Source organism: Variovorax sp. GW821-FHT10D07 (assembly GCF_059415325.1).
This window is the reverse complement of the sequence record NZ_JBWKMZ010000002.1, coordinates 594854-614772: the sequence shown is the minus strand read 5'-3', so window position 1 is coordinate 614772 and position 19919 is coordinate 594854. Positions and strand designations below refer to the sequence as shown.

The 19919-nt window shown below is 67.6% G+C and carries 19 protein-coding genes, 2 tRNA genes and 1 pseudogene; 14 read left to right on the top strand and 8 right to left on the bottom strand.

The window, feature by feature from the left end:
- Positions 1-7: 7 nt before the first annotated feature.
- On the top strand, positions 8-709 hold the full coding sequence (locus AC07PU_RS08225) for a TetR/AcrR family transcriptional regulator (RefSeq protein WP_490876160.1): 702 nt from the start codon (positions 8-10) through the stop codon (positions 707-709).
- 28 nt (positions 710-737) lie between these two features.
- On the opposite strand, the gene AC07PU_RS08220 is transcribed toward AC07PU_RS08225, so the two are convergent.
- From AC07PU_RS08220 to earP, 3 genes are all read right to left on the bottom strand, one after another.
- Entirely contained in the window at positions 738-1604 is an 867-nt protein-coding gene (locus AC07PU_RS08220; RefSeq protein WP_490876159.1) for an LOG family protein, read from the bottom strand.
- A gap of 109 nt (positions 1605-1713) precedes the next feature.
- A complete protein-coding gene (gene efp / locus AC07PU_RS08215; protein ID WP_007830687.1) occupies positions 1714-2268 on the bottom strand; it encodes an elongation factor P in 555 nt (184 codons plus the stop codon).
- Positions 2269-2440: 172 nt separating this feature from the next.
- Positions 2441-3544 (bottom strand): elongation factor P maturation arginine rhamnosyltransferase EarP, encoded by a 1104-nt coding sequence (gene earP / locus AC07PU_RS08210; RefSeq protein ID WP_495316653.1) that lies wholly within the window; start codon positions 3542-3544, stop codon positions 2441-2443.
- Between the two features lie 40 nt (positions 3545-3584).
- Here earP and AC07PU_RS08205 point away from each other — a divergent pair.
- Positions 3585-4232, top strand: a pseudogene (locus AC07PU_RS08205) (M20/M25/M40 family metallo-hydrolase); the annotation flags it as partial.
- A gap of 24 nt (positions 4233-4256) precedes the next feature.
- Here AC07PU_RS08205 and ggt read toward each other — a convergent pair.
- The gene (gene ggt, locus AC07PU_RS08200; RefSeq protein WP_495316651.1) at positions 4257-6302 is read right to left on the bottom strand and encodes a gamma-glutamyltransferase; all 2046 of its coding nucleotides are present in this window, start codon (positions 6300-6302) and stop codon (positions 4257-4259) included.
- 146 nt (positions 6303-6448) lie between these two features.
- Between ggt and uvrC the strand changes: the two genes are divergently transcribed.
- From uvrC to AC07PU_RS08185, 3 genes are all read left to right on the top strand, one after another.
- Complete coding sequence (uvrC, locus tag AC07PU_RS08195) at positions 6449-8443, top strand: excinuclease ABC subunit UvrC (RefSeq protein ID WP_495316649.1); 1995 nt, start codon at positions 6449-6451, stop codon at positions 8441-8443.
- 83 nt (positions 8444-8526) lie between these two features.
- On the top strand, positions 8527-9093 hold the full coding sequence (pgsA, locus tag AC07PU_RS08190; RefSeq protein ID WP_057590401.1) for a CDP-diacylglycerol--glycerol-3-phosphate 3-phosphatidyltransferase: 567 nt from the start codon (positions 8527-8529) through the stop codon (positions 9091-9093).
- On the top strand, positions 9090-9974 hold the full coding sequence (locus tag AC07PU_RS08185) for a DMT family transporter (RefSeq protein ID WP_093343038.1): 885 nt from the start codon (positions 9090-9092) through the stop codon (positions 9972-9974). Before pgsA ends, AC07PU_RS08185 begins: the two co-directional genes overlap by 4 nt.
- 17 nt (positions 9975-9991) lie before the next feature.
- On the opposite strand, the gene AC07PU_RS08180 is transcribed toward AC07PU_RS08185, so the two are convergent.
- Positions 9992-10939 carry a LysR family transcriptional regulator gene (locus AC07PU_RS08180; protein WP_208512132.1) on the bottom strand — a complete coding sequence of 316 codons (948 nt, stop codon included), beginning with the start codon at positions 10937-10939 and terminating at the stop codon, positions 9992-9994.
- A gap of 70 nt (positions 10940-11009) precedes the next feature.
- On the opposite strand from AC07PU_RS08180, the gene AC07PU_RS08175 reads away from it, so the two are divergent.
- The 6 genes from AC07PU_RS08175 to AC07PU_RS08150 all read left to right on the top strand — a co-directional run bounded on the left by AC07PU_RS08175 (position 11010) and on the right by AC07PU_RS08150 (position 16411).
- A complete protein-coding gene (locus AC07PU_RS08175) occupies positions 11010-11924 on the top strand; it encodes an alpha/beta fold hydrolase (RefSeq protein WP_093343034.1) in 915 nt (304 codons plus the stop codon).
- A complete protein-coding gene (locus AC07PU_RS08170; RefSeq protein ID WP_093343032.1) occupies positions 11921-13006 on the top strand; it encodes a tartrate dehydrogenase in 1086 nt (361 codons plus the stop codon). Before AC07PU_RS08175 ends, AC07PU_RS08170 begins: the two co-directional genes overlap by 4 nt.
- A gap of 232 nt (positions 13007-13238) precedes the next feature.
- Positions 13239-13511 (top strand): HU family DNA-binding protein, encoded by a 273-nt coding sequence (locus AC07PU_RS08165; RefSeq protein ID WP_007830705.1) that lies wholly within the window; start codon positions 13239-13241, stop codon positions 13509-13511.
- A gap of 38 nt (positions 13512-13549) precedes the next feature.
- Positions 13550-13625, top strand: a tRNA-Val gene (locus AC07PU_RS08160).
- 76 nt (positions 13626-13701) lie between these two features.
- Positions 13702-15621, top strand: coding sequence for a SurA N-terminal domain-containing protein (locus tag AC07PU_RS08155; RefSeq protein ID WP_296801306.1), 1920 nt, complete (start codon positions 13702-13704; stop codon positions 15619-15621).
- Between the two features lie 115 nt (positions 15622-15736).
- Positions 15737-16411 (top strand): histidine phosphatase family protein, encoded by a 675-nt coding sequence (locus tag AC07PU_RS08150; RefSeq protein ID WP_208512135.1) that lies wholly within the window; start codon positions 15737-15739, stop codon positions 16409-16411.
- Between the two features lie 3 nt (positions 16412-16414).
- Here AC07PU_RS08150 and AC07PU_RS08145 read toward each other — a convergent pair whose 3' ends face one another.
- On the bottom strand, positions 16415-16747 hold the full coding sequence (locus AC07PU_RS08145) for a hypothetical protein (protein ID WP_093343026.1): 333 nt from the start codon (positions 16745-16747) through the stop codon (positions 16415-16417).
- 25 nt (positions 16748-16772) lie between these two features.
- Entirely contained in the window at positions 16773-17021 is a 249-nt protein-coding gene (locus AC07PU_RS08140) for a GlsB/YeaQ/YmgE family stress response membrane protein (RefSeq protein WP_093343024.1), read from the bottom strand.
- A 204-nt stretch (positions 17022-17225) separates the two neighbouring features.
- Here AC07PU_RS08140 and AC07PU_RS08135 point away from each other — a divergent pair, with 204 nt between their 5' ends.
- The 3 genes from AC07PU_RS08135 (at position 17226) to AC07PU_RS08125 (ending at position 18730) form a co-directional block, all read left to right on the top strand.
- Complete coding sequence (locus tag AC07PU_RS08135; RefSeq protein ID WP_495316647.1) at positions 17226-17882, top strand: YbhB/YbcL family Raf kinase inhibitor-like protein; 657 nt, start codon at positions 17226-17228, stop codon at positions 17880-17882.
- A gap of 77 nt (positions 17883-17959) precedes the next feature.
- Positions 17960-18035 (top strand) — tRNA-His (locus AC07PU_RS08130).
- 347 nt (positions 18036-18382) lie between these two features.
- Positions 18383-18730: an H-NS histone family protein gene (locus tag AC07PU_RS08125; protein WP_093343020.1), complete on the top strand. Its 348-nt coding sequence runs from the start codon at positions 18383-18385 to the stop codon at positions 18728-18730.
- A gap of 111 nt (positions 18731-18841) precedes the next feature.
- Here AC07PU_RS08125 and AC07PU_RS08120 read toward each other — a convergent pair whose 3' ends face one another.
- Positions 18842-19828 (bottom strand): NADPH:quinone oxidoreductase family protein, encoded by a 987-nt coding sequence (locus AC07PU_RS08120; protein WP_057590318.1) that lies wholly within the window; start codon positions 19826-19828, stop codon positions 18842-18844.
- Positions 19829-19919: the final 91 nt, after the last annotated feature.

Sequence of the window (19919 nt, the reverse complement as noted above, 5' to 3'; positions counted from 1 at the left end):
GAACCGAATGACGACGGGGCGCCGCACCATCACTTCTTCCACGCCCGATGCGGCGGACCCGTCACCGCCTTCGGAGGCGTCCGAACCGCGCCGCCGCGTCAAGGCGCCCGAAACCCGCGCCGCGGCGCTGATGGACGCGGCCGAGCGGCTGTTCATCGAGAAGGGCATCGCCACCACCAGCATCGACGACATCGCGGCCGGCGCGCAGGTGGCCAAGGGCACCTTCTATCTGTACTTCCCGTCGAAGGAGGCGCTGCTCGGCGCGCTGCAGCAGCGCTTCGTCGACAGCTTCTGCGCGCGGCTGCAGGAGGCGATGGACCGCCACCGTCCCGAGGACCATCATGGCCGCATCAAGGCCTGGGTCGAGACGGGGCTCGAGACCTACCTCGACAACGTCGCGCTGCACGACGTGGTGTTCCACGAGTACCGGCCCGAGGACCGGCGCATGCGCAACGACAACGCGGTCATCACGCAACTGGTCGGCCTGCTCAAGCATGGCGACGCGGCCGGCGTGTGGGAGGTCGAGGACCCGACGCTCACGGCCGTGATCCTGTTCAATGCGCTGCACGGCGTGGCCGACGACGCCGTGGCCATGGGCCTCGCGACCGGGCCGGGGCCCGAGCGGCGCCGGCGTGCCAAGGCGCTCACGCGCTTCTTCGAGCACGCGCTGCGGCCCGATGACGACGACGATGAGGACGAGGCCGCTTAGCTCCTGAGGCGCTGCGGCCCGCGCCGGCTCAGAGCTTGTAGAAGCGCTTGATCGCTTCCCACGCGTCTTCGGGCGCGTCCACGTACTCGAAGAGATTGACGTCGCCGGGCGAGATCACGCCTTCGTCGACCAGGAAGTCGAAGTCGATCAGGCGCTTCCAGTAGTCCGAGCCGAACAGCACGATCGGCACCGGCTTCGACTTGCGCGTCTGCACCAGCGTGATCACCTCGAACAGCTCGTCGAGCGTGCCGAAGCCGCCCGGGAACGCCACCAGCGCCTTCGCACGCATCATGAAATGCATCTTGCGGATCGCGAAGTAGTGGAACTTGAAGCTCAGCGCGGGCGTGACGTAGGGATTGGCCGCTTCCTCCATCGGCAGCGCGATGGCCAGGCCGACCGACAGGCCGCCGGCCTCGTGCGCGCCGCGGTTGGCCGCCTGCATGATGCCGGGGCCGCCGCCGGTGCAAATGAAGAGCTTGTCCTGCGGCTCCTTGTTCTCGCTGTGGCGCGCGACCAGCTTGCCGAAGGTGCGCGCCTTCTCGTAGTAGTGCGAGCTGCGCGCCAGCCGGCGCCAGCGCTCGGCCGCGGCGGTGTCGCCGGCCTTGTCGGCCTCGACGATCAGCGCGGCGGCTTCTTCCTCGCTGCGAAAGCGCGCGCTGCCGAAGACCACGATGGTGTTCTCGATGCCGTGGGCGCGCTGCTCGATGTCGGGCTTCATCAGTTCGAGCTGCATGCGCACGCCGCGGGTTTCGCGGCGCAGCAGGAACTCGGGATCGGCGAAGGCGATGCGCGAGGGATCGGGATCGAGCGGCAGCCCCTTGTCGGCATGGGACTGGAGCGTGGCCCAGGCATCGGCGAGGCGCTTGTCGTGAAGGTCGTGCGTGCTGTTGGTCATAAGGATGGGATTGTGCAGCGCGGGATTCGTTGCGTGCGGACGGGCCGCAAAGACAAAAGGCTCCTTGCGGAGCCTCTTGCGGGTGGTGGTCAGCCGGGGAAGGCGGCGCTCAGACGCGCTTGCGGTATTCGCCGGTGCGCGTGTCGATTTCGATCTTGTCGCCTTGCGAGACGAACAGCGGCACGGGCACTTCGAAGCCGGTGGCGATCTTGGCGGGCTTCAGGACCTTGCCCGAGGTGTCGCCCTTGACGGCCGGCTCGGTCCAGGTGATTTCGCGCTCGACGCTGGTCGGCAGTTCGACCGAGATGGCCTTGCCGTCGTAGAACACCACTTCGACGGCCATGCCGTCTTCGAGGTAGTTCAGGGCGTCGCCCATGTTCTCGGCTTCGACTTCGTACTGGTTGTAGTCGGCGTCCATGCAGACATACATCGGGTCGGCGAAGTAGGAGTAGGTGCAGTCCTTCTTCTCGAGCACGATCTGGTCGATCTTGTCGTCGGCCTTGAAGACCACTTCGGTGTTGAAGTTGGCGATCAGGCTCTTCATCTTCATGCGCACGGTGGCGCTGTTGCGGCCGCCGCGGCTGTATTCGGTCTTGAGCACGACCATCGGATCCTTGCCGTGCATGATGACGTTGCCGGCGCGGATTTCTTGAGCGATTTTCATATCAGGGTCTCTGGATGTAAGCCGCTCGGTGCGCGGGACTTCCAGAATCCGGGCAGGAGTGCCGGTTGGAAAAAGCCCCGCGGTACATGTCCCGCGGCAGGTTCAGCGGAGTGCATCTCGAACCCCCAGGAATTTCCCAGGATCCGGGCCGAAATCCGCAAAGCCCGCTATTTTAGCTTTTTCCGGCGACGAAATGCTGCAGTTGGGTCACGAGATCGTCCTGCGCGAGCAGGCGCTCGCGCCCTCGGGTCACGGCAAGACGCCATTCTTCGCCGATGTCGGCGAGCGACAGGGCTGCGTTGCCGAAGCCGTTCCAGGCGTGGTGGAAGCGCCGCATCGAGGCCGGCGCTTCCAGCCAGTCGAGCCAGGCGTTCAGCTTCACGTGGTGCGCGTCGTCGTCCTGCGCATAGATCTGCCAGACCAGCGGCGCGCCGGCCCAGAGGGCGCGCACCAGCGAATCCTCGCCGCGCACGAAATTCAGGTCGCAGGCCCAGAGCAGGTGGTCGAAATCGGGCTGGTCGAGGTGCGGCAGGTATGAAATCGATAGCGCACTCGCCTCGCTGGGCGAGCGTTCGAGCCATTCCGTGCTCGAAAGGCAGGCCCTGACGGCTTCGGTCGCCCGGCCCGGCGTCACCAGCAGCCGGGTCGGCGTGCCGTCATCGGCCAGTTGCGCCAGCAGCGCGGCCAGGGCCGGCGGCTCGTAGCAGAACAGCGACACCAGCCGTTCGCCTTCGCGCCAGGGCAATTGCCGTTGCGCCAGCCAGGCAACGCGATCGAAGGCCGCGCGCCGCCGGGCCAGGTCCGGTTCGCGCAGCAGGCCGCCGGTGGCCTCGGTGAAGCCTGGATAGAAGAAGCGCTTGGTGAGCCCGGCACCCGGTTCCCTGAAGACCGGCGAGGGCAGGCCATGCAGCCGCTCCACATAGGGTTCGGCCGAGAGGTATTCGAGGTTGATCCAGGCGCGTGGGGCATCGTCGGCGGCCGAGGCTGCGGCGAAGCGCGCGATCAGCGCGGGCGCCGGGTCGCAGCCGAAGGCCTCGATCAGCACCCGCGGCGCCGGCTCGGCCGCGGCCGCGCTCACTGCGGCCGGATCGCTCCAGTCGATCACGCGCACGCCCGCGCAGCCGTCGGGTGCCATCCAGGCCAGCGCGCTGGCGTCGTCGACCCAGAGCCGCACCAGTTCGCCGAGGCCGGCGAGCTGGCGTGCGAGCCGCCAGCAGACGCCGAGGTCGCCATGGTTGTCGATGACCTTGCAGAAGATGTCCCAGTCGCGTTGCATGGCCGCGAGTGTGCACCTTGCGCCTTTCTTCTGAATGGCCCTCGCGCGGGGCCGTCGCTATGCCTTCCCGATCAAGCTCGTCGACGTCACGAAGACCTATTTCGCGCGCAGCGCGCCCTTCGCCACCGGCCAGCTGGCCGAGGACATGCGCGCCATCGGCACCGGCAACCCCGATGCCGGCGTGCTCGAGCGCATGACGGCCAACCCGGCCTACAACGCCCAGCTGCGCACCACTTGCGTGGCGACCATGGTGCAGGCCGGCCATGCCGAGAACGCGCTGCCGCAGTCGGCCAAGGCCACGGTCAACTGCCGCATCCTGCCGCACGACGATCCGGACGAGGTCGAGCGTTTGCTGACCCAGGCCGTGGGCAACGACAAGATCGTGGTGCGCAACCTCGGCAAGCCGCTGCGCAGCCCGGCGTCGCCGCTGCAGGGTGACCTGGTGAAGACGGTGGAGCGGCTGACCGAGCAGATGTGGCCGGGCGTGCCGGTGATTCCCGCGATGAGCACGGGCGCCACCGACAGCCGCTTCCTGCGCAATGCCGGCATTCCGATGTACGGCGTGACCGGCATGTTCCTCGAGCCCTCGGATGCGCGCGCCCACGGGCTGGACGAGCGCATCGAGATCCAGCGGCTCTACGACGGGCGCGAGTTCCTCTACCGGCTGGTGAGCGAACTCGCGAAGTAGGCGCCGCCGGGCTTCGGACCCGGATCAGGGCGTGAAGGTATCGCCGAGCACGATGCCTTCGCGCCGCGGATCGGCGCCGCCCGTGAGCACCGGCTGGCCACCCACGTTGGTGCGGATGATGGTGCTGATGCCGCTGGACTGGGCGCCGAAGTTCACCGTGTGGCCGAGTGCGCGCAGGCCGGCGATCAGCGGATCGTTGTTGCCCGAGTTCGAGGTGTCGATGGCGGGGTGTTCGCCGCCCACGTTGGTGGTCACGCTGTTGGTGGCGCCGAAGTCGACCAGCGAGGTCGCCTGTTGCGCATCGAGGCCCCAGTCGAGCGCGCCGACCACGGTCTTCACCACGTACTGGATGATCGTGCCGCCGCCCGGCGAGCCGGTGCCCATCACGAACTCGCCCATGCTGCCGTCGGTGTTCTTCTTGAACACCAGGGTCGGCGCCATCGTGCTGCGCGGACGCTTGCCCGGGGCGACGCGGTTGGCGACCTTGATGCTCGGGTCGGTGGTGTCGTTCGGGTTGGCCGAGAAGTCGGTCAGCTGGTTGTTCAGCATGAAGCCCTGCGTCATGTGGAACGAGCCCAGCGTGCTCTCGACCGTGGTCGTCATCGTCACCACGTTGCCCTGCTTGTCGACCACGGTGAAGTGGGTGGTGCCATGCTCCTCGGTCTTGTCGATGCCCAGCGGCACGCTGCCGAGGTCGCCGGCCGCGGCCACGCCCATGCTCTTGGACAGGCTGATCAGGCTGGCCCGCTTCTGCAGGTACGGCTTGTTGAGCATCGTGTCGGCCGAGCCGCCGGGCAGCGGGATGAAGTCGGTGTCGGCCACGTACTTGTCGCGGTCGGCGTAGGCCAGGCGTTCGGCCTCGCTCACCAGGTGCACGCCCATCACGCTGGGCTTGCCGCCTTCGATGTCGATCGCGCTGGGCTTGTACAGGCCCAGGTTGAAGGTCTCGAGGATGCCGAGCGCCTGCACCACCGCGATGCCGCCGGACGAGGGCGGCGACATGCTGCAGACGTAGTAGTCACGGTAGGTGCCGCAGACCGGGTCGCGACGCTTGGCCACGTAGTTGGCCATGTCGGCCATGGTCGTCACGCCGGGCGTGATGGCCGAGCCGTCGTTGGCCGCGGTGGTGATGCCGATCTTGTCGACGATCGCCTGCGCGATGGGGCCGGTATAGAACGCGTTGGCGCCCTCGTTGGCGAGCGTGGTCAGCGTCTTGGCGTAGGCCGGGTTCTTGAGCTTGGTGCCCAGGGCCTTCGGCGTGCCGTCGTCGTTGAAGAAATAGGCGGTTGCGTCGGCGTCGCGCTTGAGGTTGGAGGCCGACGAGGAGATCGCCGCGGCCATGCGGCCACCGACCGGGAAACCATCGGAGGCCAGCGTGATGCCGTAGCTGAACAGGTCCTTCCATGGCAGCTTGCCGTGGTCCTTGTAGGCGACGTCGAGCATGCGCACGGCGCCCGGCGTGCCGACCGCGCGGCCACTGGCGCGCGCGTTGGGCTTGGGCAGTCCGCTGGCGGGATCGGTCTGCACCGCGTAGCGCAGGTAGTTCTCGGTGGCCGCGGCGGGCGCCATCTCGCGCCCATCGTAGGCCTGCACCTTCTTGGTCTTCGCGTCGTAGTGCAGCATGAAGGCGCCGCCACCCAGGCCGCTGGACTGCGGTTCGACCAGCCCCAGCACCGCCTGCACAGCGACGGCTGCGTCGACCGCGCTGCCGCCGGCCTTGAGGACGTCGCAGCCCGCGCGCGTGGCCAGCGGGTGGTTGGCCACCACCATGTAGTTCTTCGCGTAGACCAGCTTGTGGCCGACCACGTAGCCCGAGGCCGGTTCGGGCGCGGCCGGATCGCCGGGATCGCCCGAGCCCACCACCACCTGCGTGCCGCTGTCGCCGATCAGGCAGCCCTTGTCGGCTGCGGGCGGTGGCGGCGGAGTGTTGGCTGCGTTGATGGCGGCGATCGTCGCGATCAGCGCGGCGTTGTCCTGGCCGCCACCGCCGCCGCCGCAACCGGCCACCGTCAATGCCACCGCCAGGGGCGAGAGCGCCCACCAGGCGCGCGACTGGATCTTCTTCGTCATGGAGAGAGTTTCCCGAGTAGTTGTGTTGAAACGAGACGGGCGCTCCTCGCGCCCGCATCCATCATCAGCACATTTCATTCCACCCACCACGGGGTTTGCGCGCAGGCGCGCCATGGGGCCGCGCGCCGCGCGCCACAATAGCCGCCATGTCAGACGTGCATTCCGATCAACTGCTCAGCGAAGTGGCGGCCCTGCCGCAACTGCCGGGCGTCTACCGCTACTTCGACGCCGGTGGCGCCGTGCTCTACGTGGGCAAGGCGCGCAACCTCAAGAAACGGGTCGCCAACTACTTCCAGAAGAGCCACGGCGGCACGCGCATCGGCCACATGATCTCGAAGATCGCGCGCATGGAAACCACCGTGGTGCGTTCCGAGGCCGAGGCGCTGCTGCTCGAGAACAACCTCATCAAGACGCTCAAGCCGCGCTACAACATCCTGTTTCGCGACGACAAGAGCTACCCCTATCTCAAGATCGCCTCGCACCAGTTTCCGCGGCTGGCCTACTATCGCGGCGCGGTCGACAAGAAGCACCGCTACTTCGGGCCGTACCCGAGCGCCTGGGCCGTCAAGGAGTCGATCCAGCTGCTGCAGAAGGTGTTCAAGCTGCGCACCTGCGAGGACACGGTCTACGCCAACCGCACCCGGCCCTGCCTGCTCTACCAGATCAAGCGTTGCACCGGTCCCTGCGTGGACCACATCTCGACCGAGGCCTACGCGCAGGACGTGGCAAGCGCCGAGGCCTTCCTGCGTGGCGACACGCAACTGGTGCTCACCACGCTCGAGCAGCGCATGACCTCGCATGCCGAGAAGCTGGAGTTCGAACAGGCGGCCGAGCTGCGCAACCAGATGTCGGCGATCTCGCGCGTGCTGCACCAGCAGTCGATCGAGATCGCCTCCGACAAGGACGTGGACATCCTCGCGGTCAAGGTGCAGGGCGGCAAGGCCTGCGTGAACCTGGCCATGGTGCGCGGCGGCCGTCACCTGGGCGACCGGCCCTATTTCCCGGTGCACGTCGAGGATGCCTCGTTGATGCAGCACGGTGAACTCGACAACGACGAGGGCGAGGGCGCCGCGCCCGCCGTCACCGATTCGGTCGAGGTGCAGGTGCTCGAGGCCTTCATCGCGCAGCACTACATCGACGTGCCGGTGCCGGCCACTTTGGTGCTCAGCGAAACCGTGGGCCGTGAGCTGATCGAGGCGGTGTCGCTGCAGTCGGGCACGCGCGTGACGGCCGTGTTCCAGCCGCGCGAGCAGCGCCGCCACTGGCTCGAGATGGCCGAGAAAAACGCCAGCCTGCAACTGGCGCGGCTGCTGGCCGAAGAGGGTTCGCAGCAGGCCCGCACCCGCGCGCTGGCCGATGCGCTGGAGCTCGCGAGCGAGGACCTCGACAACTTCCGCGTCGAGTGCTTTGACATCTCGCACACCGCGGGCGAGGCCACGCAGGCCTCGTGCGTGGTGTTCGAGCACCACGCGATGCAGAACAAGGAATACCGCCGCTACAACATCGAGGGCATCACGCCCGGCGACGACTATGCGGCGATGCGCCAAGTGCTCCATCGCCGCTACGGCAAGCTGGCCGAGGCGATGGCCGCCGAGACCGAGGCGTTGCCGCCTGGCGATGCCGAGAGCGAAGGCGCCGAGGGTGCCGAGGGTGTCGAGGGCGCCGCGGCGCCGGCCAGGGCCCGGGGCGCGCGCATGCCGGAGTTGGTGCTGGTCGACGGCGGCAAGGGCCAGGTGTCGATGGCACGCGAGGTCTTCAGCGAGCTCGGCCTGCCGCTGTCGCTGATCGTCGGGGTCGAGAAGGGCGAAGGCCGCAAGGTCGGCCTCGAGGAACTGGTGTTCGCCGACGGCCGCGAGAAGGTCTACCTCGGCAAGGATTCGGCGGCGCTGATGCTGGTGGCCCAGATCCGCGACGAGGCGCACCGCTTCGCCATCACCGGCATGCGCGCCAAGCGCGCCAAGGTGCGCGTGGGCGGCAGCCAGCTCGAGGACATCCCGGGCATCGGCCCGAAGCGCCGGGCCCGGTTGCTGCAGCGCTTCGGCGGCATCCGCGGCGTGGCGGCGGCCAGCGTGGAGGACATCGCCTCGGTCGAGGGTATCGCCTTCGACCTGGCCGAGGAAATCTACCGTGCGCTGCACTGAACTTGCCGGCGCGGGAGCGGGGCGCCGGCACTGCTTTGTCCCCGTTCTCGAATCCATCGTTTTCGCGTGACACAATCGAGCGCATGTTCTGGACCCTGCCGACCATCATGACCTGGACGCGCATCGTCGCGATCCCCCTGATCGTCGGCGTGTTCTACCTGCCCATCGCCGACCCGATGCGCAATGTGATCGCCACGGTCATGTTCATCGTGTTCGCGGCCACCGACTGGCTCGACGGCTTCCTGGCGCGCAAGCTCAACCAGACCTCGGCCTTCGGCGCCTTCCTCGATCCGGTGGCCGACAAGTTCCTGGTCTGCGCCTCGCTGCTGGTGCTGGTGCACCTGAACCGGGCCGACGTGTTCGTGGCGCTGATCATCATCGGCCGCGAGATCGCGATCTCGGCGCTGCGCGAATGGATGGCCCAGATCGGCGCCAGCAAGAGCGTGGCGGTGCACATGATCGGCAAGGTCAAGACGACCGTGCAGATGGTCGCGATCCCGTTCCTGCTCTACGACGGGCAGCTGTTCGGCTTCATCGACACCGGCCTGTGGGGCCAGTGGCTGATCTGGGTCTCGGCCGTGCTCACCGTGTGGTCGATGGTCTATTACCTGCAAAAGGCCATTCCCGAGATCCGGGCCCGGGCCAAATGAGCGCCGCCTCAGCCCGCGAGGCGGGCTGGTTGCGGGCCATGCCCGCGGTCTTCGTGCTGATCTGGAGCACGGGCTTCATCGTCGCGCGCTACGGCATGCCGCATGCGCCGCCCTTCAAGTTCCTGGCCGTGCGCTTCGTGCTCTCGTTCCTCTGCTTCGGCCTGTGGGTCGCGCTGGCGCGCGTGGCCTGGCCGTCGACGCGGGCGCAGTGGGGGCACCTCGCGGTCACCGGCATCCTGATGCAGGCCGGCTACCTCGGCGGGGTTTGGGCCGCGGTGCGTGCGGGCATGGGCTCGGGGCTGGTCGCGCTGCTGGTCGGCATCCAGCCGGTGCTGACCGCGATCTGGATGTCCTTCAACGGCGGGCGCGTGTCGCCGCGGCAGTGGCTGGGCCTGGCCCTGGGTTTCGCCGGGCTGGTGCTGGTGGTGTGGCGCAAGCTGGGGGACGGCTCGGAGGTCAATGCCGAGACCATGAGCCTGGCGCTCATGGCGCTGGGGGCGATCACCGCGGGCACTCTCTATCAGAAGCGCTTCGTCGCGCCCTGCGACGTGCGCAGCGCCAGCGCGGTGCAGATGGCGGCGGCCGTGGTCGTGACCTTGCCGTTCGCGCTGCTCGAGCCCGAGGCCATCGCGTGGAACGCGCATTCGATCGGCGCGATGGCCTGGTCGGTGCTCGCGCTCTCGCTGGGTGGGAGCTCGCTGCTCTACATACTGATCCAGCGCGGCACCGCGACCGCGGTCACGAGCCTGCTCTACCTGGTGCCGCCTTGCACGGCCCTCATGGCCTGGCTGCTGTTCCGTGAGCAGATCACGCTGGCCACGCTGCTGGGCACGGCGCTCACGGCGGTGGGCGTGAGCCTGGTGGTGCGCGCGGCCCGCTGAGGCACGAGGGCGTTCGCCTAGCGCGCTGGCTTCCAGGGCTCGCCGCGAAAGCGTTCGGCCAGGTGGTCGACCAGCAGCCGCACCCGCCGCGGCGTCTTCGGCCGCCAGGGCGCGATCCAGTGGATGTCGGCATCGGGCATCGCGTACTGCGGCAGCACCCGGACCAGCGCGCCCGAGGCCAGCTGCGGCGCGATGTCCCAGAGGCTGCGCAGCATGATCCCGTGGCCCGCCAGGCACCAGTCGCGCACCATCTCGCCCGAATTGCTCGACAGCGGCCCTTGCACCCGCACGCGCGCCGTGCTGCCGTCGCGGCCGTGCCGCAGCGACCACAGCGCGTACTCCTGCCGGTGGATCTCGCCGTTCTCGCGCGCGACCAGGCAGTCGTGCGTGGCCAGGGCCTCGACGCTGGCCGGCGTGCCGCGGCGCGCGAGGTAGGAGGGCGCGGCCGCCAGCACGCGCTGGTTGCGCGCGATGCGGCGCGAGACCCAGTCCGAGGCGTGGCGCTGCTGCACCGCCCACAACCACAGCGCGCCGTCGTAGCCTTCGGCGCCGAGGTCGGGCAGGCGCTCGGTCAGTTGCAGCTCGATGCGCAGGGCCGGATGGCCGGCCTGGAATTCCGCCAGGGCCGGACCGAGCCAGCGCCGGCCGAAGCCGAAGGTGGCGGCCAGCCGCACCGCGCCCGTGAGCTCGTTCTGGCGCTCGCCGAGCTCGCCTTCGAGCGCCGCGAAGCCTTCGAGCAGCTGCTTCGCATGCCGGCACACCGCTTCGCCCTCGGCCGTGACGCTGAGCCGCCGCGTGGTGCGGTCGAACAGCCGCTGGCCCAGCCGCGCCTCGAGCGCGCCGAGCCGCTTGGTGACCACCGAAGGCACGACGTCGAGCGCGCCGGCCGCGCCCGCGAGGCTGCCGTGTTCGCGGATGGCGAGCGCCAGTGCCAGGTCGCCGCGCTCCAGTGCCAATGAATTCATGCCAGAACGGAAAGTATGAATTGGCCGATTGTTGCTTGATGGACCCGGGTGCGCAACGCACAATCGCCGCGTGACCGCCTCCTTCCTCGACTTTCCCGTCTTCGACATCGAACGCGATGGCGTGCGCGTGCATGGCCGCATCGGCGGCAGTGGGGCACCCCTGCTGTTGCTGCACGGACACCCGCAGACGCACGCGATCTGGCACCGTGTCGCGCCCGCGCTGGCCGAGCGTTTCACCGTGGTGGCGATCGATTTGCGCGGTTACGGCGATTCGGGCCGGCCCGCCGCCGATGCCGCACACGAGAACCATAGCAAGCGCGCGATGGCGCTCGATGCGCTCGCGGCGATGCGCCACCACGGCTTCGAGCGCTTCGGCGTGCTCGCGCACGACCGCGGCGCGCGCGTGGCGCACCGGCTCGCGGCCGACCATCCGGCGGCGGTCGAGCGCATGCTGCTGCTCGACATCGCGCCCACGCTCGCCATGTACGAGCACACCTCGGAAGCCTTCGCGCGCGCCTACTGGCACTGGTTCTTCCTGATCCAGCCGCCGCCGCTGCCCGAGGCGTTGATCGCCTCCGACCCGGTGCGCTACGTGCGCAGCGTGATGGGCGGGCGCCATGCGGGGCTCGCGCCCTTCGCGCCCGAGGTGCTCGCGGAGTACGAGCGCTGCGCGGCCATCCCGGGCAGCGCCGAATCGATCTGCGAGGACTACCGCGCCTCGGCCGGCATCGACCTCGATCACGACCGTGCCGACATCGCCGCGGGCGCGCGGCTCGCGATGCCGCTGCGCGTGCTGTGGGGCGCGCACGGCGTGGTCGGACGCGCCTTCGACGTGCTGGCGCTGTGGCGCGAGCGCGCCGACCGGGTCGAGGGGCATGCGCTGCCCTGCGGCCACTACGTTCCCGAGGAGGCGCCGGGCGAACTGCTCGCCGAGGCACTCGACTTCTTTGCACCGCTCATCCCATCGGAAGGACCCAGACCATGACCACCCACAGAATCGCAGTCATCGCCGGCGACGGCATCGGCAAGGAAACCACGCCCGAGGGCGTGCGCGTGCTCGATGCGGCGGCGCGCAAGTTCGGCATCGACCTGAAGTTCGACCACTTCGACTTCTCGAGCTGGGACTACTGCGAGAAGCACGGCAAGATGCTGCCCGACGACTGGAAGGACCAGATCGGCGGCCATGACGCCATCTTCTTCGGCGCGGTCGGCTGGCCCGAGAAGATCGCCGACCACATCTCGCTGTGGGGCTCGCTGCTGCTGTTCCGCCGCGAGTTCGACCAGTACATCAACCTGCGTCCCGCGCGCCTGATGCCCGGCATCGTCGCGCCGGTGGTGCGCCGCGACGGCTCGCCGCGCCAGCCCGGCGAGATCGACATGTACATCGTGCGCGAGAACACCGAGGGCGAGTACTCGAGCATCGGCGGGCGCATGTACGAAGGCACGCCGCGCGAGATCGTGGTGCAGGAGACCGTGATGTCGCGCGTGGGCGTGGACCGCGTGCTCAAGTTCGCGTTCGAGCTCGCGCAGTCGCGGCCGAAGAAGCACCTGACCAGCGCCACCAAGTCGAACGGCATCTCGATCACCATGCCCTACTGGGACGAGCGCGTGGCCGAGATGGCGAAGGCCTACCCGGGCGTGACGCTCGACAAGTTCCACATCGACATCCTCACCGCGCACTTCGTGCAGCGGCCCGACTTCTTCGACGTGGTGGTGGCGAGCAACCTGTTCGGCGACATCCTGTCCGACCTGGGACCGGCCTGCACCGGCACCATCGGTATCGCGCCGAGCGCCAACCTCAACCCCGAGCGCACCACGCCCTCGCTGTTCGAACCGGTGCATGGCTCGGCGCCCGACATCGCGGGCAAGGGCATCGCCAACCCGATCGGCCAGATCTGGTGCGGCGCGATGATGCTCGAGTTCCTCGGCCACAAGGACGCGCACGACGCGATCCTGTCGACCATCGAGAAGGTGCTCGCGCCCGGAAGCGGTGCGCCGCGCACACCCGATATCGGTGGCAAGGCGAGCACCAGCGACCTCGGAAAAGCGATCGCCGAGGCCTTGTGAGACGGCTGCGGCCCCGGCGGAAAAAGGTCTTCGCGAAACGCCCCTAGAATCGCGCGCTCCGCTGCGCCGCACGGGCTGATGTCGTATTGACACCCCGCAGGCCAGTGGTTGTAATCCCCGATGGCAGCGCGCTGCCGGGGCGTCAGGCCTGCCAAGCTTCTGCGTCGCACCACGTCGCGACCGACTCGCCAGCCGACGAAAGCCGACCAACTTTTTTCTACAAGGGGCCCTTGTGAACAAGACCGAACTGATTGAGCACATCGCAAAGAACGCCGATATTTCCAAAGCAGCCGCCACGCGCGCGCTCGAATCCACCATCGGCGCCATTCGTACAACGCTCAAGAAGGGCGGCTCCGTGTCGCTCGTCGGTTTCGGTACTTTTGCAGTCGGTAAACGTGCGGCCCGTACGGGTCGCAATCCTCGCACCGGCGACGCGATTAAAATCAAGGCCGCCAAGATTCCGAAGTTCCGTCCCGGCAAGGCCCTCAAGGACGCGTTGAACTAAGTCGACGACGAGAACTCGGAAGAAAAGTATTCCCGGTGGGGTGCTTAGCTCAGCTGGTAGAGCGGCGCCCTTACAAGGCGTAGGTCGGGGGTTCGAGCCCCTCAGCACCCACCACCACCCGATGCAAAGGCGAACAACGGTTCGCCTTTTTTATTGCCGTCCGACAGCCACCGCATGAGAGTGTTCAAGCATGTTTGATTTCTTCCGCAAGTACAACAAGATCATGATGATTGTCTTGTTCTTGCTGATCATCCCGTCGTTCGTGCTGTTCGGCGTCGAGCGCTACCAGGGCTTTTCCAAGGACGAGGCCGTCGCGCATGTCGATGGCGCCAGCATCACGCGGCCCGAATGGGATGCGCAGCATCGCGTGGAAACCGACCGCATCCGCCAGCAGTCGCCCAACGTCGACCCGCTGGTGCTCGACTCCGATGCGCTGCGCTACGCCACGCTCGAGAAGATGGTTCGCGACCGCGTGCTGACGGTGGCAGCCAACAAGGCCAACATGACGGTCTCCGAGGAACGCCTCTCGCGCATCTTCGCGCAGGATCCGGGCCTCGCGACCTTCCGCACGCCCGAGGGCAAGTTCGACCGCGACGCCTTCCAGCGCGTGACCGGCCGCACCCCCGAGCAGTACGAAGCGTCGATGCGCGCCGAACTCGCGACGCAGCAACTGCTGCTGGGCGTGTCGGGCACCACCTTCACGCCGCCCGCGCTGGCCGCCGCCACCATCAACGCGTTCTACGAGCAGCGCGAGATCCAGGTGTCGCGCTTCGCGCCCGAGGGCTTCGCGTCGAAGGTCACGGTCAGCGATGCCGACATCGAGACCTACTACAAGGACCACACGTCGCAGTTCCAGGCGCCCGAGCAGGCGAGCATCGAGTACCTGCTGCTCGACCTCGAAGCGGCCAAGAAGAACGTGACGGTCAACGAGGCCGAGCTCAAGAGCTACTACGACCAGAACACCTCGCGCTTTGGCACCAAGGAAGAGCGTCGTGCGAGCCACATCCTGATCACCGCGGCCGCCAGCGCGCCGGCGGCCGATCGCGCCAAGGCGAAGGCCAAGGCCGAGCAACTGCTGGCCGACGTGCGCAAGGCGCCCAACACCTTCGCCGATGTCGCGCGCAAGAACTCGCAGGACCCGGGCTCGGCAGAGAAGGGCGGCGACCTCGACTTCGTCACGCGCGGCGCGATGGTCAAGCCTTTCGAAGACGCGATGTTCGCGTTGAAGAAGGGCGAGATCAGCAACGTTGTCGAGACCGAGTTCGGCTATCACATCATCCGCCTGGACGACATCAAGCCGGCCGTGGTGCCGCCGTTCGAGCAGGTGCGCGCCACCCTCGAGAACGACTACCGCGCCCAGCAGGCCACGCAGGAATTCGCCAAGGCTGCCGAGACCTTCACCGATGCCGTGTACCAGCAGCCCGACAGCCTCAAGCCGGCGGCCGAGAAGCTCAAGCTCACGATCCAGACCGCGACCAACATCGGCCGCACGGCCGCGCCGGGTGCGACCGGGCCGCTCGCGAGCCGCAACTTCCTGAGCGCGCTGTTCTCGCCCGATTCGCTGAGCCGCAAGCAGAACACCGAAGCGATCGAGGTCGGCACCAACCAGCTCGCCTCGGGCCGCGTGACCCAGTACTCGGCCGCGCATCCGATCCCGCTGGCCGACGTGAAGGACAAGATCCGCGCGCAGCTCGTCACCGAGCGCGCGGCAGCGCTTGCGAAGACCGAGGGCGAGGCCAAGCTCGCGGCCTGGACCACGAAGGCCGACGGCGCCAACTTCGCGGCGCCCGTCACCGTGTCGCGCATCGATGCGAAGGCGCAGCCGGGCGTGGTGGTCGAGGCCGCGCTGCGTGCCGACGCCAGCAAGCTGCCGACCCTGGTCGGCGTCGACCTCGGCACGCAGGGCTATGCGGTGGTGCGCGTGACCAAGGCCGTGCCGCGCACCGCGCCGACGGCGGAAGTCGCCAAGCAGGAGAACGCGCAGGTCGGCCAGTCGATCGCCGCCGCCGAAGACGCCGCCTACTACAACCTTCTGAAGGACCGCTACAAGGCCGAGATCCTGGTGCCGCGTCCCGCGACCGACGGACTGCCGTTCGCCGGCGCACGCTGACCGGTCGCGCCGCGAGGCGCTTCCTCTTCCCTTCGCGGGCCGCCTTGTGCGGCCCGTTGCTTTTTCCGTCTCGCGTGGGACAAGCGCTGCGGTCGCTTCTTGCCAGAATCCGCGCATGGGAACTCTCTACCTCGTGCGCCATGGCCAGGCCAGCTTCGGCGCGGCCGACTACGACAACCTGAGCGAACTGGGCCACAGGCAGTCGGTGCGGCTCGGCGAGTACTGGCGCGAGCGCGGCATGCGTTTCGACGCCGTGATCACCGGCACCTTGCGCCGGCATCGGCAGACCTGGGAAGGCATCGCGCAGGGCCTCGGTCTGACGCGCGACGACGTGCTGCCGTGGCCCGGCCTCAACGAGTACGACAGCGAGGCGGTGATCGCCACCATCCACGAAGGCAAGCTCGAGAAGCCCGATTCGCCCGAGATGTACCGGCATCACTTCCGCCTGCTGCGCGAAGGACTGGGCGCCTGGATGCAGGGACGCACGAAGCCGGTCGGTATGCCCAGCTACGTGGACTTTCTCGCGGGTGTGACCACCGCGCTCGATCACGTGCGCGACAAGCACCATGGGGCCAAGGTGCTCGTGGTGTCGAGCGGCGGCCCGATCAGCACGGCGGTGGGCCATGTGCTGGGCACCAGCCCCGAGACCACGATCGAGCTCAACCTGCGCATCCGCAACTCGTCGGTGACCGAGTTCGCCTTCACGCCCAAGCGCCACATGCTGGTGACCTACAACACGCTGCCGCATCTCGACGGGCCGGCGTACGAGGACTGGGTCACCTACTCCTGAAGCTCAGGCCTGCCAGACGCCGTAGCCCGCCTTGCGCAGGGCGATGCCGAGCTCGACTTCCATCGAGCGCGCGTCTTCATAGTTCATCGGGTTGTAGCGCTCGTAGAGCGCGGGCAGCAGGTGCAGGCCGTAGTCCTGCACGAAGCTGTTGGCCTGGATGCCGGCCTTGTGCTTGTCGAAGCGGATGTCGGGATCGAGCCCGGTCATGCCCACGTAGACGAAGGGCTTGCCGAGCTGGTAATCGGGATTGGCGCGCCGGAAGCGGCCGATGTTCCAGACGCGGTCGTCGAGTTCGACCACGTAGACATGGTGGTGCGCGCGGGGTTTGCGTGGCATCGGCCCCGCCCGATGGCCCGGCGGCTCAACTCTTGCGCTTGATGAGGCCGTAGAGGATCAGCAGCACGATCGCGCCGAGCACCGACGCGATGAAGCCGGCGCCCTGGCCGGCGGTGTACCAGCCGAGCGATTGGCCGACGTAGGTGACGATCAGCGAGCCCGCGATGCCGATCAGCGTGGTGACGATGAAGCCCGCGGAGTCGTCGCCCGGCTTGACGGCGCGTGCCACCAGACCTACGACGAAGCCGATCAGGATGGTCCAGACGATGCTCATGAGTGATCCCTTTGGTTCGTGAATGAAGCGGCGCCCGCATGGCAGGGCGCGGCCATGATAGCGGCCGGATGCGCCGCGCGGGCGCTGCGAAAGCGCGTACCGGCGAATCGGGATGCAAGGCTGCGCAATTTGGCGCCGCTGGCTGCGGCCGGCCCGCTGTGGCGTCCTACAGGGCTGCGGCGAACGGGGCGCTATACCCTTGGCATGCTCGAAAATTTGCCCGAAGTCATCGGCCAGGCCCTGCACGGCGTGCGTGCCGGCCTGGACAAGATCGTTTTCAACACGCTCGGCCTGCGCGAAGGCATGGCCACTATTTCGCTGACCAGCGTGGCCTTTGCCGATCACGCGCCGATTCCGCCGCGCTACACGGCGGATGGCGAAGGGCTGTCGCCGCCCCTGCAGTGGGAGGGCGTGCCGCAAGGCACCGCCTCGCTGCTGCTGGTGGTGGAGGACGCGGATTCGCCCACGCCGAACCCGCTGGTGCATGCCATCGTCGTCAGCCTGCCGCCCGGCGACACCCGGCTGGTCGAGGCGGCGCTGCCGAGCCAGGGCAACGAAGGGCAGGACACGGTGCATGCCGGGCGCAATTCCGGGCTGCAGGCCGCCTGGCTGCCGCCCGATCCTCCGCCCGGGCACGGTGTGCATCGCTATGCCTTCCAGCTGTTCGCGCTCGACCGGGCACACGAGTTCTCGGTGGCGCCCGGGCGGGACGAGGTGGTCGACGAACTGAAGGCGCATGCGATCGCCAGCGGCCTGCTGATCGGCACCTTCGAGCGATCGGACGGTTCGATCCGGCAGAAGGACGCCGCGCACGAGGAGGCGCCGCAGGTGGCGCCTTCCGGCCCGCTGGCGGCGGGTTGAGTGGGCCGCGCGCATCATTCTTTCAAACCGGGGTCGGGCGCGCGGCTTTTATGGCTATAATCGTGGACTCTATTACGGTGGCTGTAGCTCAGCTGGTAGAGTCCCAGATTGTGATTCTGGTCGTCGTGGGTTCGAGTCCCATCAGCCACCCCATATGAATTCCGAAGAAACGGCCCTGGAGCGATCCAGGGCCGTTTTTCTTTTGGGCGCGGCTATAGCGCCTTTTGCATGCAATGCCGGGCTGGGCATTTCTTCCGAATAGGCGCGAGCGAGCCGAAACGGGCCGCAGTGGTACCGCGGCATTCAATTTCTTCGCTGTGCCATTGCAGCCGAGCGTTCAAAACCCTGGCCCGGCCTCCGATCTTGCCCAGGAACGGGGCGTTTTACCCCCTCGGCTGTTGTAAAACGCCAAGCGGTCCGGATTTTTCTGCTCGGGTTTGCTCAAAATCAATTGCAAACTGAATTAAACTGCGGGCGTTTTCATTTACAGGAGTTCGCCAATGGCCTCGACGCTCGCAGATATCAATTCCCAGATCCAGAAGCACGACGAACAGATCGCGCAATTGCGCAAGCAGGCCGAAGAACTGCGCAACCATGAACGTGCCGGGGTGATCGAGGAGATTCGCAAGAAGATCGCCGACTATGGTCTGACCGCGTCGGATTTGAAGCTTTCGGCCGGCCGTGCCGTTTCCGTCAAGCGCGCCGCGAGCACGCCGGCGCCCAAGGCCGCCGCCAAGTACCGCAGCCCGACCGGCGAAACCTGGTCCGGTGGCCGTGGCCGCAAGCCGCGCTGGGTGACCGAGGCGCTGGCCGCCGGCAAGTCGCTGACGGATTTCGAGATCAAGTGAGCGTGGTGCGCGAACACGCGCTGGCCGATTCCGCAATAAAAAAGCCCGCATGCGCGGGCTTTTTTATTGCGGGCATGGACACCCATCTAGCGATGCCCAGGTCCGTGGCGATCAGTTCACCATCACCAGCTTTCCCTTGACGCCGCGCGAGCCCATGTGCGCGTAGGCGGCTTTCAATTCGGCCATCGGCATCGTGCTGTCGATCACCGGCTTGATCTTTCCCTGGCCATACCATTGCGCCAATTCGGCCATCATCTGCGCGTTGGCCTTCGGCTCGCGCTTGGCGAAATCGCCCCAGAACACGCCGACCAGCGACGCGCCTTTCAACAGCGTGAGGTTCAATGGCAGCGAGGGAATCGGGCCCGACGCAAAACCCACGACCAAATAGCGGCCGCGCCATCCGATCGAGCGAAATGCGGGTTCCGCGAAATCGCCGCCGACCGGGTCGTATATGACGTCCGGGCCTTTGCCGTCGGTCGCGGCCTTGATGGCATCCCTGAAACCGTTCGGCAGCGCATGCGTGGTGTAGTTGATCGTCGCGTCGGCACCGATCGAACGGCACAGCTCGCATTTCTCGTCGGTGGACGCTGCCGCGATCACCTTGGCGCCGGCCGCCTTGGCGATCTGGATGGCGGCCGTGCCCACGCCGCCCGCCGCGCCGAGCACCAGCACGGTTTCGCCGGCCTTGAGCTGCGCGCGGTCCATCAGGGCATGCCACGAGGTCGCGTAGATCATGATGAAGGCGGCCGCGTCGACATGGCCGAAGCCTTCGGGCAGCGGCATGCACAGTGCCGCGGGTGCCAGCGTGTGGGTGGCGAAGCCGCCGGTGCCCGAGAGGCAGGCGACGTTCTGGCCGACCTTGAGGTGCGTGACGCCTTCGCCCACGGCCTGGACGATCCCAGCGTACTCCGAGCCCGGCACGAAGGGCAGCGGCGGCTTCATCTGGTACTTGTTCTGCACGATCAGCAGGTCGGGGAAATTCAGGCTCGCGGCCCGGATCTCGATCAGCACCTGGCCCGGGCCGGGTGTCGGCGTGGGTAGCTCTTTCCAGGTGAGCGCGTCGACGCCGACGGGGTTCTCGCAAAGCCATGCGTGCATGCTCGGTCTCCTTCGAAACGGGTAGTAATGTTGAGGCAATGAAGCGCGCGATGATAGGCGTCGCCCTCGCGTGTCCTTGTCCCTGCTGCGA